This is a genomic window from Rossellomorea sedimentorum, from assembly GCF_046237645.1.
Lineage (GTDB): Bacteria > Bacillota > Bacilli > Bacillales > Bacillaceae_B > Rossellomorea > Rossellomorea sedimentorum.
Genome location: NZ_CP143546.1, coordinates 4,094,367 through 4,110,369, shown reverse-complemented (window position 1 = coordinate 4,110,369; position 16,003 = coordinate 4,094,367). Strand labels below are relative to the sequence as shown.

Below are 16,003 nucleotides of genomic sequence, written 5' to 3'. Positions count from 1 at the left end.
TTTATACAACACCAGCACATTGAGAGGTTTTGGAATTCTTTAGGGGGGCATATAGTAAAGCATGATAGATAACAACACTTATAAGGAGGAGAAATCATGAAAGCATTAGATTCAATCGCACTGATTCTATTAATTGTCGGAGGTTTGAACTGGCTGCTTGTCGGGCTATTTGAATTCGATCTGGTTGCAGCTATCTTCGGCGGGCAAACAGCCATACTATCCAAGATTGTATACATCCTGGTCGGACTTTCCGCCATTTACTGCATCAAACTCTTTGGCAGAATTAAAGACTAATAAGAAAAGCCATTCCTAACTCGGAATGGCTTTTTCTTATTTACTTGTTTACGGGTTCCCAGAGGTTATCAATACCCTGAACACGCTTTAAGGCTGTAATCGTTCCCTGATGAAGTCCTTCATGCCAGTTGGCAAATGAGATGACCTCGGCCACTGTTTCAAAAGCAATGTTCTTGGTCATCTGGAAAGGCTTCCCGCCTCTTTCGGATAACCTTCCCATGAACGTCTTCTTCAGTCTATCAGGCTGTCCGGAAAGCAATTCTCTTAATTGGGATAGAGATGGAACATCAGTGTCCCATTGATCCGGACTTGTGTTAAAGCCGAACAATTCTTTGAAGCTCTCCGGAACATACCCTTTCTCCCCGACGAAAGAATGGATGATGTTTTCATGAGAAAGATAGATATGTCCCAGATTCCATCGAATAGAATTTTTAAAGCCCGGGGGAACCAGATCGGCCATTTCTTCGGTAGTATTATCCAATGCTGCAATGGTTCGCATGCGGATAAATTCCATTTGTTTGAAAAGTTGTGTATCCTCCATCATTAACCCCCTATAACCTTTTTCATCTCTACTTCTGTATATGATGAAAAAAATCCTTTTATTTATGGAAAAATAGAGGAGAACGACAAGAGGACTTGAAGTTATAAAGTGGATTAATTCTTTGAATTTTAGGAAGCCGGGCTTTTGGTTAACCTTTTTGGTTGAAAAATTCTCTTGGTTCAAGGAGCATATTTTAGAGAGAGCCCAAGATTTAACCTTTATAAAGAGAAAAAAACAACTTCATTATACTTGAAACTTTTCAGACCTTGTTACGTATATGTTAGTAAGAACAAGATCAATAGGCGGAGGTGACACACATGAGTATTTTGAAAAAACTTTTCGGTAAAAAAGAGAAAGCTGTGCCGGTTGTGAAAGAGAGAAATGTTTTCACCATTGAAGTCGGGGATATCGTCGCTTATGACTTGGAAGACTATGAAGTTGTCGGCAAGCTTACATACAATGACCACGGATTTGAGTGGACTGCCTATCAGCTTGAAAGTCCCGGGCGGACAGTATGGCTCAGTGCAGAGATGGATGACCAGGTGTACCTGGGTATTTACGAAAAAGTAAAGCTGAAACTGAGTGAGCCCCTGCCTGAAGAAATTGAGTATGAAGGTACACGCTATTATCTTGATGAGTCAGGTACCGCAAGAGTAAAAGGAGAAGGCCGCGGGCAGAATGTGAATGGTATGAGCTGCCGCTATTTTGACTATGAGGATGAAGAGGAAGAAAAGTTTCTCTCCGTTGAAATTTGGGGAAGTGAAATTGAAGCCAGCAGCGGCTATGAGATCAACGAATACGAAATCAAAATCATTGCAAGTAAATAACGATATGGAGGCCTGGATATGTTTCAATTGTTTAAAAGAGTAAAGACAGTAGTTGGTTCTGAACTGAATGCCATGCTTGATAAAGCTGAAGATCCGGTGAAAATGCTGGACCAGTTCATGCGGGAGATGGAAGCGGATATCCGTGATGCTGAAGCTGCGGTGGCAAAGCAGATTGCTAATGAAAAAATGCTTCAGAGAAAGCTGGAAGAAGCAGAAAAAATGGTCGAGAAAAGACAGCAGCAGGCAGTCAAGGCATTGGAAGCAGGGAATGATGACCTGGCTAGAAGAGCCTTGGAAGACAAAAAGAATCATAGTGCCCAGGCAGATACTATACGGGAGTCCTATGAAAGAGCAAAGGCAGACGCAGACAGCCTGCGCAAAAAGCTTGATGAAATGAAAGATGAATACAAACAGATGAAGCTCAAAAAAGATTCTCTAAAAGCTCGTGCGGAGTCGGCAAAGACACGTACCAAAATGAATCGTGCCATGTCATCCATTGGCGGAGACGAATCGAGAAAAGGCTTCGAAAGAATGGAAGAGAAAGTCCTTCAATATGAAGCAGAAGCTGAAACAAGCGAGGACATGAGATCCTCAAACCGCAGTCTTGATGATGAATTGGATGCTCTCGATAAGAATAACGATATAGACGATGAGTTGGCAGCTTTGAAAAAACAAATGGGCAAGGAATAGATGTCACAGCAGGAGCCGCCTATAAGCGCGGTTCCTGCTACTATGTGTGCAATTCTTGCCGGGGGTTCCCTTTAATAGCTGCAGCGGCTTCATGAATGCAGCGTTTCAGGATTGCAATAAAGCCCTTTAAATTGGCGAGAGCGAAATTAAAGACCTTTAGAAGAGTTCTAAAGTCTATTGATATGGAGGAAGTAAAATTAAAGACCTATAAAAGAGTTCTAAAGGACTTTAAAATGGTGGAAGTTTAATTATAGTCCTTTAAAAGAACCTCCTGACTAAAGTTCGTTTAAGGTCTTAAACCGCTAAAAGAAGTCTTTAACCAATATAGATGTAACAGAAAAGTGCAAGACGAAAGAGGTGAGAGAATGAAGAGATCGTTAGCAGTCTTGATCCTTGCGGTGGTGGTGCTGGCGGGCTGCGGTCCGGGTATCGATTCTGGAGGCGGATCGATTTTCAAAGAAAGTGTAGTCGATTTTATCAATAATAACTATACCTTCTCCGACACAGTAGCGAGCGCGCAGGATAACAGCAATTATTCTGAGGTTTACATAGCGGAGAATCAATCGATAGATGAAGTGGCTAAGGCAATTCAAAATCACCAGGAACCGGTGAGGATCAGTGAGCAGAAAGACAATAAGCAGGTGCTCGTCTATGACCAGTTGTTTGTCATCATGACAACGGATGAGCAGAACAGTGCCAATACCATGATTGAAGTGGCGAATGATCAGTTTGTCCGTAACAATTACAGCCCGGATTTCTTCGATGGTCTGCTGTTACTTTGGGTACTTGATGAAGTCCTCGATGTTGATGACTGGGGCAAGAAACAGCGGCTGAAATGCAGCAGTAACCCCGCCCTTTGTTATGGCGGCTACAGCTCCTCAGGTGGGGCATTCAAAGGCTACAACAAATCGCCTATTCGCGGCGGATCCTCCTCTGTAAGGGGCGGCGGTCCGGGAGCCGGTAAGTAGGAAAATTAGAAGGGAGATTGAAAAATGGAACCATTTATTTTGACGGTTATGTATTTTGCAGTGGCAATCATTATCGTGTTATTTGGACTTTATATTTTTGAACTGCTGACACGTAAATATAAGGATTGGGATGAGGTATTGAAAGGAAACAACGCAGTGGCCCTTTCCATCAGCGGTAAAATTATCGGGATTTGCATCATCCTTGCGTTTTCGATTTACCATAGTTCAGCGCTTACTGACACATTGATCTGGGGAGTTTTCGGTGTCATCTTGCAGATGGCTGCATACTTGCTGTTTGAGCTGTTGACTAGAAAATTCTCCGTGGAAGAGCAGCTCCAAAAAGGGAATATGGCTGTAGGGATCATTACCTTTGCTGTATCCGTCGGATTGGCGTTCGTTATAGGAGCTTCGATTACATAAAAAGCGGAGGCGGCCGCACAGTAAATATGGAATGGAGCGCTAAATGTGACAGGTTTAGCATATACCTTTTTTAAAAATTACCCGAATGGCTTTTTAAACGCTGTGTTCGTAAAGATTGTTGCTATCGGAAAAATCCAAAGGGCCGGATTTTTCCCTCGGGTACAAGGGCTTATCTAACTGAACAGAGTGAATGGCTCTTTTCTTTCTTGTTTACCAGGGTAATTCCTGTGAAATATGGCTACTTCTCTTGAATTTCAGAGTGAATAGCAACAAAGTTTTAGAAAAGAGCCTTATAAAGGGGACTTATCAGTGGAGAATGACGGAATTCGAAAAACAAAAGCAATTTATTGGGCTTCAGGGATTGTCTCGATTTGCGGGATCATCTTTGAAGTCCTGTTTGGTGCAGCCGGATCATATATACTTGGTGATGGCGTGAAGCAATATACCCTGACGATCTCTCTCTTTTTGACGGGCATGGGTATTGGCGCTTCGGTCAGTGAAAAAGTGACAAAGAATCTCATTGTCTCCTTCATCTGGATTGAGCTGCTCATCGGCTTGATTGGCGGGCTCTCGGTCTTCACATTATTTGGCGTGACCGCTTTCTTCAGCGAAGGGTCGGATGCTTTCTTCCTTTATGCGGTGACCACCATTGTGGGAGCTTTGACTGGAGTCGAGCTGCCGATACTGATCCGCAAAGCAAATGAGATAGGAGAAACGTTGAACCGCAGTACCGCCAGGGTTCTTTTTTCCGATTACGCCGGCGGTTTGATCGGCGGGCTGTTGTTTGTCTTTTTGCTGAGACCGCAGCTGGGCCTTGTGAAGACGGCTTTTGTTGTCGCCCTGGTGAACGTGATTGTCGCGATTTGGCTTATGTTTTACTTTAGAGATGAGATTCGTTCAGTGAAAAAACATGGAACAGCGGGCATCCTCGTTTTTATCTTTCTATTATCGGGGGTGTTTTGGGGTGAGGAGATGGCCTTTTCTTTTGAACAAAAGCTTTACCGGGACCCCATTGTTCACTCGGAAAACACCAATTATCAGCAGATTATTTTAACCAAGGAACAGGGAGACTTGCGAATGTTCCTGGATGGACAGCTCCAGTTCAGTTCTTCGGATGAATACCGTTATCATGAAACCCTTGTTCATCCTGCGATGGCTGCCGCGGATAAAAAAGAGAATGTCCTTATATTGGGCGGGGGCGATGGTCTGGCGATAAGGGAAGTAAGGAAATATGAAGAAGTCAAGCAAATCACCCTGGTGGACCTTGACCCCCGGGTCATTGAGCTTGCGCGTACGAATCCGGCCATTGCGGAATTAAACGGTCATGCTTTTGAGGACGAACGGGTAAAAGTCATCAATCAGGATGCCTTCACTTTTATGGAAAGATCTGATGAATTTTTTGATGTCATTCTGGTTGATTTGCCTGATCCTAATAATGAATCGTTAAATAAGCTTTATACGCTTGAATTTTACCAGCTGCTTCGCAATCATCTCCCTCCCGGCGGGGCGATGATGGTGCAGAGTACAAGCCCGACTTTTGCCACCGAAGTGTACTGGACGATCGATAAAACGATCAACGCTGCAGGCCTTCAGACCGAGAACCTGCATGTTGATATTCCGAGTTTCGGGGACTGGGGATTTGTGCTTGCTGCCCGGGAAGAGCCCTCCCTTTCTGAATTGACTTTAAAGGTGGAAACGCAGTTCTTAACGGAGGAAGTCCTCAAAGGGATGGGGGCTTTCGGAAAAGATACTGATTCTTTTATAACCGAGCAGGATGGAAGTGTGGTTGACCTTGAAGTCAATACCTTGATAAACCCGATTTTAATTCAAAAATATGAAAAAGCGTGGTCGACGTATTAGGCACCCATCTGCCTAATACGTTTTTTTACTCCAAAAACGGTTAATGTAATAAGGCATGGAGCATTTTACCGCGAATATCATTCATGTTCTAATAAATACTGAATACAATAAAGTGTGTTATTAGCTCAGGATCGTCCTGAAAACTAACAAAAAGGTGTGTTTGGATTTGGAAATAGACAGCAATTTGCAGCAAATCACAAGTACATTACAAGCCAGAGCGGGCAGCAGCGTCAATGTGATACTGGAAAAAAACTTTCCGGGAAAGAAGATTGCTGGGGGAAAGTACAACATGGGCACACATACGATCACGATGTATATTGAAGAAATCAAGAGACAGTGTAAGATGCTGTTCTCTACACTGGAATATTTTTATGAATATTTTACAGTCGTTTTTGCCCATGAATTGGGACATGCCGAAGACGAAGAATTAGAGGAACTGGCAGCCAGAATGGATACAGCAGATGACTATGAACGAAAAAAAATCGCTTTACAGATTGAAGAAAATGCCTGGTGCATCGCCAAGGAACTGATTCCTGAAATCAACAGCAACTTCACACGACAAATCATACAGGAATCCTTGATGTCCTATCGCGACCAGGTTAAGAGTGAAACGGTCTCTGTACCGGCCTGCATAATTCCATGATGCTCTATTCATACTATACCTGTACGAACACAAAGGAGAGATGAACATGGGACGCACGAAGTCTGGCAACGCAAACGCACAGCGTAACGACAACCAGAAAAAAGGGAACCGGACGAGTACTGAAATGGTCGAATTCACGACTGGTGACGTGAAGAAGAAAAAGGATCGATTCCAGGATTGATGAAAAGGGCATCTCTCAGGAGGTGCCCTTTTTGTATGGTGGTTGAGCTTTATGGGTTGTGCGTAATGAGTGTCGGATGCTGTTGGGAGTTGTCGAATGGTCGATAAGTAATGGGTTTCCGCCGATAAAATTTGAAAATCGCTGATAAAATTAAGAAATCGCCGATAACAGTCGACCAGGCTGAGACAGAACTGCGCTGAAAAATTCAGTTTTCGTTATTCGCCAGGTTTTGGCTGATATACGACAGAAGCTGGTCGATAGTCGACATCACACGGCCGAAAAACGACAAACCAAGTGCGTTATTCGACAAGAATCCGCTGATAACCGAAAAAGCAAATATCTCAGTACTTCAATTTCTTCAAAGGCTTTAAAGCAGGTCCTTCCAAAACATCGCCATCAATGGAGAAGCGGGAGCCGTGACACGGGCAGTCCCAAGTGCGTTCACCGTGATTCCAGTGAACTTCGCATCCTAAGTGAGTGCACGTGGTATCAACAAGGTGAAGTTTGCCTTCTTCATCTTTGTAACCTCCGCCTTTTTGGCCGTTGACGGATACGTGTGCACCTTCACCTGCTTTCAGATCCTCAGGTGATTTGGAAGCAGGGGTCACTTTGCCTTTAATCAGATGCTTGGCCACATCTCCATTCTCTCGAAGAAAATGCTTTATGCTCGGATCGGCTGCAAATCGGGAAGGATTGAATATCTCCTCATAGGGACTGGATTTTTTAATGATTAAATCCGAAAGAATCATTCCAGCCGCAGTCCCAGATGTCATTCCCCATTTTTTGAAACCGGTCGCCACAAAGATATTTTTCAGGTTGGATGTAAGCTGTCCGATATATGGGACCTTATCAACGGAGATAAGATCCTGGGCGGACCATCGATAAGGAATTTCAGAAATACCGAGAACGGACTCAGCGTATTCCTCTAAAGCGTTGTAGTGCTTGACTGTATCTTTGCCCTGTCCGGTTTTATGGTCATCTCCGCCAACCAGAATTAACTTTTCGCCGTTTACGTCTGTATAACGGAGCGAACGTGAAGGGCTTTCGGCATTCAAGTACATGCCGCCCGGAAATTCTTGTTTTGCTTTAATTCCAAGGATATAGGAGCGGCTTGCATACATTTTCGTGAAATAGAAGCCCTTTCCATCAAAGAAAGGAAAGTGGGAGCAGATCAGGACGTTGGTGCAGGTTAATTTGTATCCCTCCCTCGTCACAATGACAGGGTTGTCTCCTTCCTGAATATCCACGGCCGTTGTATTTTCATAAATGGTGCCGCCATTTTTCGTGAACTCCTCCACAAGGACTTTCAAATATTTCAGGGGATGATACTGGGCCTGCTTTTTCATGACAACAGCTGATTTGATCTCTATGTTGATCGGCAGCTGCTCAACCAGTTCGCCCTCAATGCCGAGTTTGCTGTAAGCGGTGAACTCCTTCCGAACCTTTTGATCGTATTTTTCGGTGGTGGAATAGACATAGGCATCTTCTTCAGTCAGGTCACAATCGATGTGCAGGTCGCTGACATTCTTTTTTATGTATTGAAGCGCATCGTCATTGGCCTGATAGTACGTTTTCGTGAGGTCGACGCCAAAATGCTGAATGAGTTCATCATAAATAAGCCCATGCTGTGCTGTAATTTTGGCCGTCGTATGGCCGGTTGTGCCATTGAGGATCTTGTTTGCCTCAAGGATGGCTACATTTTTCCCTTGCTTGGCCAACTCATAGCCTGCAGTAATACCGGCAATTCCTCCCCCGACGATGGCAATATCCACCTCTGTATCCTGGCTGAGCGATGGATAGCTGTTAAAGTTCACCGATTCTCTCCAATATGGTTCCGGCGGCTGACTCAACGCCTGTTTTTTATCCTTTTCTGACATAATACTCCTCCTAGCATTAAGCTGATAAGACTATACTTTCCAAAAAGAGGATAATTATGCTTTGGTGACAGGCACATCCCGGTTTTTGTCGAATGCAAGGAACAGTTGTGTACAAGACACTAAACACGTCAATTGTACCAGGTACCTACCTCGCAATCGCCCACCAAAAAAGACCCCGCGGATTTGCGGAGTCCTCAACATTATATTAACTTTTCAGCCGCTTCCACAGTCTGTTTCAGAAGCATCGAGATGGTCACAGGGCCGACCCCGCCCGGAACAGGTGTAATCCCATCTGCGCGTTCAAGGCATTCTTCGTAGTCAACGTCCCCGATATTGCCTTTATTATAACCGGCATCCAATACCATGGCTCCTTCTTTGATCCAGGAACCTTTTACAAAATTCGGTTTGCCGACGGCCGCTACGACGATGTCAGCTCTCCTAACGATGTCTTCAAGGTTTTCAGTATAAGAATGGCAGGTCGTCACCGTGGCATTCCGATTCAAAAGCATCATGGAAACGGGTTTCCCTAAGATAGGGCTGCGTCCAATGACGACAGCATGCTTTCCTTCAATAGGCAGCTTATAATAATCCATGATGGCCAGAATAGCTGCAGGCGTACAAGAAGGATAGGTGCCGAAACCGAGTGATGTCTGGCCGAACCCTAAGGATGTCACTCCATCCACATCTTTTTCAATTGCAATGGCTTCAAAGGCAGCTCGTTCATCTATTTGAGGGGGAACAGGATGCTGCAAGAGGATCCCATGCACTTCTTCATCCTCGTTCAATGATTGAATCGTTTCCAGTAATTCTTCCGTTGTAGTGTCGGTTGGCAGATGTATTCTTTTAGAAAGGATGCCGAGACGCTCACACGCATTTCCTTTCATTTTTACATAAGTGGCCGAAGACGGATCATCACCGACAAGAATAGTGGCAAGACAAGGGGTAATGCCGTGCTCTTTAAGCGCTTCGACCCTCGCCTTCAAATCTTCTTTTACAGCAGATGCGACACGGTTACCATCCAGAATTACCTTTTCTTTCACAATCATTCTATTCCCTCCTGGTTAATGTCTTTGATTTAGGCTCTTTTCTAAAACATTGTTGCTATTCACTATGAAATTCAAGAGAAATAACCATATTTCACAGGAATTATCCTGGTAATCAAGAAAGAAAAGAGCCATTCAACCTGTTCAGTTAGATATGCCCTTGTACCCGAGGGAAAAATCCGGACCTTTGGATTTTTCCGATAGCAGCAATCTTTACGAACACAGCGTTGATTTATGATTTCAGAACAAGAAAAGAGACTGATCCACAGAACATACCACTTCCTAAGAGTAGGTTCTGTAAATCAGCCTCAGCCCAGGCGAACGGCTATTAAGCTCAAGAAAAGCAGCTCCCTTGTGGTTGGTTCCACAGTTTCGCCAGTCACTGCTTTTGTCGTTATGTTTGTTGGTTTTAGTATAACACGAATATAAATTCATTTTCTACTGTAAATGTTCGTTTTTGTTTAAAATTGTATGCCGAATTTATATGTGCAGCTTCCTAATGAATTGAAAAAATAAATCCTTATTAGGTATTTATACCTACTATTTTTGTTGTGTCTAAAAAAAATTTTATGAAAATAGAGTCCAATGAATTATTAAAAAAATGGGTGTATTACCTTGTTACTCCTAAAAGGGACTTTTTATTCATGCTAAAATATTCTGATAAGTTTGTCTATTCAGATAAATTTAGTAATAAAGTACTATTCCTTTTTTCTTTGTTTCAACCTACTATAGAACTAAGAGATCAGACGGACATAATAAACACACTGCTGAATCTCGATAAAGGCAAAGTTGATGAAAATCAGCGACGCAAAGCTAAAGGGGCTAAGGTGCTAAGCACTATGCCAGCCAGTTACCGAAGGATCCAGGGTAAAGGACCTATGCTTGTTGGAAGGAGATTCACGTCTTCATGCCCTTGCAAGCAGTCCTGTCATTAACCCCCCTTTCGGTAAAGGCGGGGTTATTTTAGTTGATTTGGAGGTGTAAATTTGAAGGTTGTAAACCTAAGTAATGAGCAAGTAATTGTGGAACATTTAATGGAAGCGCATAATTTCTTTAAACGGCTGCGCGGCTTGATGTTCACAGCAAGACTTGACTCGGGCAAGGGTTTACATATTAAACCCTGCCGATCCATTCACACATTTTTTATGAATTACCCGATTGATGTGCTGTATGTCAATGACCATAACATCATTGTCGCCATCGAAGAGAGTGTAGCGCCGGGTAAAGTCGGAAAGTTGTATGCAGACGCTTCTTCTGTAGTGGAACTGCCTGCCGGTACGGTAAAAGAAACGGGCACGGAAGTTGGCAACTCATTATCTTTCAATTAATTCAGTAACGGAAAAGCGGATTCGTCCGTAAATAAAAATTAGGAGGAACTAAAAATGATGGACAAATTAAAAGGATTAGTAACTGAAGAACAGGGACAAGGGATGACGGAATACGGTCTAGTATTGGGAATTATTGCGATTGCGGTTGTAGCTTCATTAGGTCTATTGCGCACACAAATCGTCGATATGTTCGATAAGGTAGTAACGACAGTGACGGGCGCTTCTACAGGCGATGGCAGTACTACTAATCCATAATCGGCAATGAAAGAATTTATCTGCAATGAAACTGGGCAGGGATTAACGGAATATGGGCTCGTTTTGGGAATTATTTCTCTTGCCGGGATTCTGGCGATTGGCACGTTGAGAGAAGAACTTATATCTATGTTTACTAAAGCCGTCGGCATCGTAACAAAGAATAATGAACTGACGAGTTCCTGATAGCTATATGATTATTAAACGTTCTAAGCCTTACGTATGGTTACGTAAGGCTTTTTCAAAAAGTGAGGGGTTAATCTTGATTCTAATGGATATACTGCTTCTCTTGATACTGGCTGTATGTGTCGTAACGGACTTAAAGAGCAGAAAGATATATAACAAGGTGATTTTTCCTTCTCTTCTTTTGACGCTGGTCCTGCATTCTATCTTTGGAGGATTTTCAGGGCTCCTGGACAGCCTGCTGGGATTTGCAGTCGGTTTAGGGCTTCTTCTGATTCCTTACCTAATGGGAGGGATGGGTGCCGGGGATGTAAAACTCCTGGCCTTGATCGGGGCGATAAAAGGGGTGGGGTTTGTTTTGACTACTTCTTTCTATATGGCCCTCTTAGGAGGAGTGATTGCTCTTGCGATCCTGCTGTTGCGAAAGGGGTTTTTCCAGCGGGTGAAGGGAATCCTTTATTCAGTTTGCAGCCTGACATACGGCCTCAAAGTTCCCTTGGGAGTGGTCCGAAGTGATTATCAGAAAACGTACCCTTATGGAGTGGCCATTGCTGGAGGAGCAGTCGTCAGTTTGTTTTTCAATGGGGTGCTGCTTCAATGAAAAAGGATGAATCCGGACAATCCATGGTGGAAATGGCAATGGTGCTTCCGGTATTACTGCTGATATTAGTTGGAATTATTGACTTAGGCAGATTGCTATATTCATATTCTCATATTCACCAGGCAGCGCAGGAGACAGTGAGACTGGGCGGGCTTGGCCGGAATGATGCAGAAATTACTGCATTTGCAAGAGACTATATCAGTTTTGAAGACCCACAGCTTCTGAAAATCTCAATTACTCCAGGGGATTCTGCTCGTGAGCCGGGAGAATATATAACGGTGGTTCTCTCTTATCCTTTTGAACCGGTTACGCCATTTGTAGAGAACTTTTTTTCAGAATCACTCAGCATCAAAACGGATTCCACCATCCGGATAGAATGAGGGGATATACATGAAACTTTTGACACTGGTGAAAGAGGAGAAAGGAAATGCCCTTGTTCTGGTCACGCTTGCTATGATGGGGCTGCTGGCAATGGGAGGGCTTGCGATAGACGGAGGTATGCTCTATATGACGAAAAGCCACCTGCAAAAGGCAGCCAATGCCGCAGCTCTTTCAGGGGCGCAGGAGCTGACACATGATATATCGGAAGTTGAACTCATCGTGAATGAGGTTTTGGACAAGCATGACGGTGAAATCGACCTGCAAGATATTGAAATCACACCCGGAAAAAGGGTCGAAGTCAATGTGGTAAAAGCTGTTCCGCTTGCCTTTTCATCTCTCTTTGGAAAAGAGGCAGTGGATGTGGTTTCTGAAGCAGCGGCAGAACTGAGGGTAATGGGTAAGGCTGTAGGGGCGGCACCCCTTGGGATTGATGAAAGCGTCGATCTGGAGTTTTACCGTGAGTATAAGCTGAAAGTGGATACGAGTGGTGTAGAATATGGAAACTTTGGCGTTCTGGCGTTAGGCGGCCCTGGAGCGGCAACCTACGAAGATAATTTGCGATACGGCTATCAGGAGGAAATCAAGGTAGGAGATGTACTGGAAACCCAGACGGGGAATATTGCAGGGAAAACAAGGTCAGTGGTTAAGGAAAAAGTTAACGGCTGCCATGAGCATCCTCGTGATGTCAATGAGAGGGACTGTTCAAGGGTGATACTGATACCTGTTTATACCCCCTATAATCAAAAAAGTAATCAGCTGAAAGAAGTCAAGATTACCGGGTTTGCTTATTTTTATATCACCGATCCGATGGACTCCCACGATACATCAATTACCGGGATGTTCATCAAACGGGCTGGAACAGGGTTTGAAGATCTTGATGCCTTAAACAAAGGGGCTTTCAGCATAAGACTAACAGAGTAGGTGAGAAGTATGCGTTCAAAAATTATATTGTTTCTTGCATTGGTCATGGGCGGATTAACAACGTTCTTATTTTTTAATTATATGCAGCAATTCGATTCAGCCAAAGTGGTTAATGCCAATACAGAAAAAGTCGTCGTGGCCAGTGAAAAAATTGAGGAGAATCAAAGAATTACAGAAGGTATGCTCAAAGTCGTCCAAATGCCATCACAAGGACTTCACCCGCAAGCTGCAAGGACAGTGGAAGAACTGACAGGCAAGTACGCAACAGCTGCCATAGAAACGGATGAGATCATCCTGACTCACAGAGTGAAGAGTGAGAAAGAAGAAGAACTTTTCGTATCCCGGAAGGTAAAGGACGGTTACCGAGGTGTGTCGGTAGGCGTGAATTTTGTACAATCTGTGTCAAATCTTATTGAACCTGAGGATATTGTTGATGTCGTAGCTTCAGAGACTCTGAAGGACGAAAAAGGTCAACAGATAAAGACAGAACAAATTTTATCAAAAGTAACAGTGCTTGCCGTCGGAAGAAAGATGCTGGAAACAAAGACAGAAGAGGAAGAATATGTTGAGTACTCCTCGGTCACTCTGGAGTTAAGACCTGAGGATGCAGTAAAACTCATCAATGCGGCTGAAAAAGGTCCAATTCATTTTACTGTACATACCAGGATAAAAGAGGAGTCTTCAGAGAAGGAATCAAAAGAGTAAAGGGGGGATGAAGGATGCCGGAAAGTCATGGAGAACAGCCAAGAAAGAAGCGGGGAGAGATGATTGCTGTCTGCAGCGCAAAAGGAGGAGTGGGGAGGACTACTCTCACGGTCAATCTGGCAATCGCACTATTTAAGAAAAATATTAAAGTCAGTGTACTGGATGGCGATTTTCAATTCGGGGATGTCGGATTGGCGATGGATCTTCAGTCCACCTTTACGATCAAGGATGTCATGGAAGAGATCGGAAGTCTTGATGAGTATATGTTGAACAGCTATCTTTGCAAGCATGACTCCGGTGTAAGAGTCCTCCCTGCGCCCGACCGCCCAGAATACGCAGAGCTTGTCACGAAAGAAGCCCTGATTAAGGTCATTGATACAATGCTCGCGGAGTATGATTACCTGGTAGTGGATACAGGTGTGGGCCTGCAAGACCAAACTATAGAAATGGTCGAAAAGGCTGACCAGATTCTTCTTGTTACCAACCTGGAAATGGCGACTCTGAAAAATACGAAATTAATGATTGAAACGCTTGATATGCTCGGATTGGGTGAAAAGATTCAGGTTGTTATCAACAGGTCCACTATGGAGAGTGTAATTGCAGCGAACGATGTTGCCGACATTCTCGGGATAGAAGATCCGGTTTATATTCCAAATGATTTTGGGACGGCCTCCCAGTCTCTTAATATAGGGATTCCGTTTGTCATTAATCAGGGGAAAACCGAGATTGCCAAAGCTGTTTATAAAATGGCTGAGCAATTGACCTCAAGAAGAGAAATTTCTTTTATCAAAACGAAGAATCCTTCGGTCCTGTCGAAGTTGTTTGGATTCAGAAAATTGAAGGAGGAGACGGAAAAGTGAGTCTGCTTAAGAGAATTCAAGAAGCCTCTCCAGATAAGGAAGAAAAGGTTGAAGTGGAAGCCGGGCCCCCCTCCCATCCGGAAAAAAAGCTGCCAAAGAAAGATTTGATGACCGCGTTCAGAGAAAGCCGGCCGGCAGAACCTCAGAAAAAGAATAAGCCGAAGCAGGTGGATAAGCACCAGGAATTAAAATCCATACTTCATAAACAAATCCTCAGTGAAATGAAAGAAAATCAGGATATTGAACTGATTATTCCCAAAGTAGATGGAATGGCCATCGAGATCATAAAGGAAGATGAATCATTCAGAGGCAAAATTGACCGCAAAAGAGTCGTCGATGAATTAATCAATGACCTTACCGGCTTTGGACCGATCAACCCCCTTCTGCTTGATGAAGAGGTATCAGAGGTGATGGTCAACGGTCCTGACAGAGTCTATTGCGAACGGAAAGGCAGAATTGAAATGACCGGAATCACTTTCCGGGATGATGAACATGTCATGAGCGTCATTGAAAAGATTGTATCCCCTATTGGGAGAAGGATTGATGAAAGCAGTCCGATGGTGGATGCCCGCTTGCCGGACGGCTCCCGTGTCAATGCGATCATTCCGCCATTGGCGCTGAATGGTCCGACCATCACAATCCGAAAATTCTCAAAGGATCCCTTCACCATCGAGAACCTGATCGAATTCGGTACCTTAAGTCAGGAGATGGCGATTTTCATAGAGGCGTGTGTCAAAGCCCGTTTGAATATATTTGTCAGCGGCGGGACGGGTTCAGGTAAGACGACGACATTGAACGTGCTTTCCAACTTCATTCCATTTGACGAGCGGATCGTGACGATAGAAGATGCTGCCGAACTTCAGCTTGGACAGGATCACGTCATCTCCTTGGAATCTCGTCCGCCCAACATTGAAGGAAAAGGAGCTATTACCATCCGTGATCTTGTCCGCAACTCGTTAAGGATGAGGCCTGACAGGATTGTTATCGGAGAGGTCCGCGGTGCCGAAGCCCTGGACATGCTGCAGGCAATGAATACAGGGCACGATGGTTCACTGGCTACAGGTCACTCCAATTCCCCCCGCGATATGATTTCAAGGCTGGAGACTATGGTGCTTTTAGCTGGAGTCGACTTGCCGGTAAAAGCAATCCGCGAACAAATCTCCGGAGCGATCAATATCATTATCCAGCAAACAAGGTTAAAGGACGGTTCCCGCAGAATTACTTCGATCACTGAGGTACAGGGGCTTGAAGGGGATGTCATTGTCTTGCAGGATATCTTCACTTATAAGCAGATGGGTGTGTCTGATGACGGAAAAATCATTGGGAAGTTGATGCCGACCGGCGTCCGTCCAAAATTTTATGAGCAGCTGGAAGCCTCGGGTATCCATATTCCGGCAACCGTGTTTGTAGAGGGAGAGGGCTGGTAAT

General features: G+C 44.1%; 19 protein-coding genes and 2 riboswitches. Of the genes, 16 read left to right on the top strand and 3 right to left on the bottom strand.

Features of this window, described 5'->3' with window-relative positions; all coding sequences use genetic code 11:
- Nucleotides 1-96 precede the first annotated feature (96 nt).
- Entirely contained in the window at nucleotides 97-294 is a 198-nt protein-coding gene (locus V1502_RS20050; protein WP_409252357.1) for a DUF378 domain-containing protein, read from the top strand.
- Between the two features lie 40 nt (nucleotides 295-334).
- On the opposite strand, the gene V1502_RS20045 is transcribed toward V1502_RS20050, so the two are convergent.
- Nucleotides 335-835: a DinB family protein gene (locus V1502_RS20045; RefSeq protein ID WP_409252356.1), complete on the bottom strand. Its 501-nt coding sequence runs from the start codon at nucleotides 833-835 to the stop codon at nucleotides 335-337.
- Between the two features lie 317 nt (nucleotides 836-1,152).
- Here V1502_RS20045 and V1502_RS20040 point away from each other — a divergent pair, with 317 nt between their 5' ends.
- The 7 genes from V1502_RS20040 to V1502_RS20010 all read left to right on the top strand — a co-directional run bounded on the left by V1502_RS20040 (nucleotide 1,153) and on the right by V1502_RS20010 (nucleotide 6,424).
- Nucleotides 1,153-1,662, top strand: coding sequence for a DUF4178 domain-containing protein (locus tag V1502_RS20040; RefSeq protein ID WP_409252355.1), 510 nt, complete (start codon nucleotides 1,153-1,155; stop codon nucleotides 1,660-1,662).
- 18 nt (nucleotides 1,663-1,680) lie between these two features.
- The gene (locus V1502_RS20035) at nucleotides 1,681-2,352 is read left to right on the top strand and encodes a PspA/IM30 family protein (RefSeq protein ID WP_409252354.1); all 672 of its coding nucleotides are present in this window, start codon (nucleotides 1,681-1,683) and stop codon (nucleotides 2,350-2,352) included.
- Between the two features lie 365 nt (nucleotides 2,353-2,717).
- Nucleotides 2,718-3,320, top strand: coding sequence for a DUF4247 domain-containing protein (locus V1502_RS20030; RefSeq protein WP_409252353.1), 603 nt, complete (start codon nucleotides 2,718-2,720; stop codon nucleotides 3,318-3,320).
- A gap of 24 nt (nucleotides 3,321-3,344) precedes the next feature.
- The gene (locus tag V1502_RS20025; RefSeq protein WP_409252352.1) at nucleotides 3,345-3,740 is read left to right on the top strand and encodes a DUF350 domain-containing protein; all 396 of its coding nucleotides are present in this window, start codon (nucleotides 3,345-3,347) and stop codon (nucleotides 3,738-3,740) included.
- A 309-nt stretch (nucleotides 3,741-4,049) separates the two neighbouring features.
- Nucleotides 4,050-5,600 carry a polyamine aminopropyltransferase gene (locus V1502_RS20020; RefSeq protein ID WP_409252351.1) on the top strand — a complete coding sequence of 517 codons (1,551 nt, stop codon included), beginning with the start codon at nucleotides 4,050-4,052 and terminating at the stop codon, nucleotides 5,598-5,600.
- Between the two features lie 166 nt (nucleotides 5,601-5,766).
- On the top strand, nucleotides 5,767-6,243 hold the full coding sequence (locus tag V1502_RS20015) for a hypothetical protein (RefSeq protein ID WP_409252350.1): 477 nt from the start codon (nucleotides 5,767-5,769) through the stop codon (nucleotides 6,241-6,243).
- A 46-nt stretch (nucleotides 6,244-6,289) separates the two neighbouring features.
- Entirely contained in the window at nucleotides 6,290-6,424 is a 135-nt protein-coding gene (locus tag V1502_RS20010; RefSeq protein WP_409252349.1) for a hypothetical protein, read from the top strand.
- A 341-nt stretch (nucleotides 6,425-6,765) separates the two neighbouring features.
- On the opposite strand, the gene V1502_RS20005 is transcribed toward V1502_RS20010, so the two are convergent.
- Together V1502_RS20005 and V1502_RS20000 are read right to left on the bottom strand one after the other, a co-directional pair.
- Nucleotides 6,766-8,301 carry an FAD-dependent oxidoreductase gene (locus V1502_RS20005; RefSeq protein WP_409252348.1) on the bottom strand — a complete coding sequence of 512 codons (1,536 nt, stop codon included), beginning with the start codon at nucleotides 8,299-8,301 and terminating at the stop codon, nucleotides 6,766-6,768.
- A 200-nt stretch (nucleotides 8,302-8,501) separates the two neighbouring features.
- Nucleotides 8,502-9,347: a bifunctional 5,10-methylenetetrahydrofolate dehydrogenase/5,10-methenyltetrahydrofolate cyclohydrolase gene (locus V1502_RS20000; RefSeq protein WP_409252347.1), complete on the bottom strand. Its 846-nt coding sequence runs from the start codon at nucleotides 9,345-9,347 to the stop codon at nucleotides 8,502-8,504.
- A 301-nt stretch (nucleotides 9,348-9,648) separates the two neighbouring features.
- Nucleotides 9,649-9,737, bottom strand: a riboswitch (ZMP/ZTP riboswitch).
- 379 nt (nucleotides 9,738-10,116) lie between these two features.
- Nucleotides 10,117-10,202, top strand: a riboswitch (cyclic di-GMP riboswitch).
- Nucleotides 10,203-10,330: 128 nt separating this feature from the next.
- Here V1502_RS20000 and V1502_RS19995 point away from each other — a divergent pair.
- From V1502_RS19995 to V1502_RS19960, 8 genes are all read left to right on the top strand, one after another.
- Nucleotides 10,331-10,672 (top strand): DUF192 domain-containing protein, encoded by a 342-nt coding sequence (locus V1502_RS19995; protein WP_409252346.1) that lies wholly within the window; start codon nucleotides 10,331-10,333, stop codon nucleotides 10,670-10,672.
- 54 nt (nucleotides 10,673-10,726) lie between these two features.
- Complete coding sequence (locus tag V1502_RS19990; protein WP_409252345.1) at nucleotides 10,727-10,927, top strand: Flp family type IVb pilin; 201 nt, start codon at nucleotides 10,727-10,729, stop codon at nucleotides 10,925-10,927.
- A gap of 268 nt (nucleotides 10,928-11,195) precedes the next feature.
- Nucleotides 11,196-11,708 (top strand): prepilin peptidase, encoded by a 513-nt coding sequence (locus tag V1502_RS19985; protein ID WP_409254400.1) that lies wholly within the window; start codon nucleotides 11,196-11,198, stop codon nucleotides 11,706-11,708.
- Nucleotides 11,705-12,088 (top strand): TadE/TadG family type IV pilus assembly protein, encoded by a 384-nt coding sequence (locus V1502_RS19980; RefSeq protein WP_409252344.1) that lies wholly within the window; start codon nucleotides 11,705-11,707, stop codon nucleotides 12,086-12,088. The genes V1502_RS19985 and V1502_RS19980 overlap by 4 nt, the downstream gene beginning before the upstream one ends.
- A 10-nt stretch (nucleotides 12,089-12,098) precedes the next feature.
- Nucleotides 12,099-13,010 (top strand): pilus assembly protein TadG-related protein, encoded by a 912-nt coding sequence (locus V1502_RS19975; protein WP_409252343.1) that lies wholly within the window; start codon nucleotides 12,099-12,101, stop codon nucleotides 13,008-13,010.
- Nucleotides 13,011-13,019: 9 nt separating this feature from the next.
- Nucleotides 13,020-13,715, top strand: a complete 696-nt coding sequence (gene cpaB / locus V1502_RS19970; RefSeq protein WP_409252342.1) for a Flp pilus assembly protein CpaB — start codon at nucleotides 13,020-13,022, stop codon at nucleotides 13,713-13,715.
- Nucleotides 13,716-13,729: 14 nt separating this feature from the next.
- Nucleotides 13,730-14,575, top strand: coding sequence for a CpaE family protein (locus V1502_RS19965; protein ID WP_409252341.1), 846 nt, complete (start codon nucleotides 13,730-13,732; stop codon nucleotides 14,573-14,575).
- Entirely contained in the window at nucleotides 14,572-16,002 is a 1,431-nt protein-coding gene (locus V1502_RS19960) for a CpaF family protein (RefSeq protein ID WP_409252340.1), read from the top strand. Before V1502_RS19965 ends, V1502_RS19960 begins: the two co-directional genes overlap by 4 nt.
- Nucleotide 16,003 lies beyond the last annotated feature (1 nt).

Excerpts from the sequence above, each read along its gene's own strand:
- V1502_RS20050 (WP_409252357.1), top strand. The coding sequence starts at position 97 with ATGAAAGCATTAGATTCAATCGCACTGATTCTATTAATTGTCGGAGGT.
- V1502_RS20045 (WP_409252356.1), bottom strand. The coding sequence starts at position 835 with ATGGAGGATACACAACTTTTCAAACAAATGGAATTTATCCGCATGCGA.
- V1502_RS20040 (WP_409252355.1), top strand. The coding sequence starts at position 1,153 with ATGAGTATTTTGAAAAAACTTTTCGGTAAAAAAGAGAAAGCTGTGCCG.
- V1502_RS20035 (WP_409252354.1), top strand. The coding sequence starts at position 1,681 with ATGTTTCAATTGTTTAAAAGAGTAAAGACAGTAGTTGGTTCTGAACTG.
- V1502_RS20030 (WP_409252353.1), top strand. The coding sequence starts at position 2,718 with ATGAAGAGATCGTTAGCAGTCTTGATCCTTGCGGTGGTGGTGCTGGCG.
- V1502_RS20025 (WP_409252352.1), top strand. The coding sequence starts at position 3,345 with ATGGAACCATTTATTTTGACGGTTATGTATTTTGCAGTGGCAATCATT.
- V1502_RS20010 (WP_409252349.1), top strand. The coding sequence starts at position 6,290 with ATGGGACGCACGAAGTCTGGCAACGCAAACGCACAGCGTAACGACAAC.
- V1502_RS20005 (WP_409252348.1), bottom strand. The coding sequence starts at position 8,301 with ATGTCAGAAAAGGATAAAAAACAGGCGTTGAGTCAGCCGCCGGAACCA.
- V1502_RS20000 (WP_409252347.1), bottom strand. The coding sequence starts at position 9,347 with ATGATTGTGAAAGAAAAGGTAATTCTGGATGGTAACCGTGTCGCATCT.
- V1502_RS19990 (WP_409252345.1), top strand. The coding sequence starts at position 10,727 with ATGATGGACAAATTAAAAGGATTAGTAACTGAAGAACAGGGACAAGGG.
- V1502_RS19985 (WP_409254400.1), top strand. The coding sequence starts at position 11,196 with ATGGATATACTGCTTCTCTTGATACTGGCTGTATGTGTCGTAACGGAC.
- V1502_RS19980 (WP_409252344.1), top strand. The coding sequence starts at position 11,705 with ATGAAAAAGGATGAATCCGGACAATCCATGGTGGAAATGGCAATGGTG.
- V1502_RS19975 (WP_409252343.1), top strand. The coding sequence starts at position 12,099 with ATGAAACTTTTGACACTGGTGAAAGAGGAGAAAGGAAATGCCCTTGTT.
- cpaB (WP_409252342.1), top strand. The coding sequence starts at position 13,020 with ATGCGTTCAAAAATTATATTGTTTCTTGCATTGGTCATGGGCGGATTA.
- V1502_RS19965 (WP_409252341.1), top strand. The coding sequence starts at position 13,730 with ATGCCGGAAAGTCATGGAGAACAGCCAAGAAAGAAGCGGGGAGAGATG.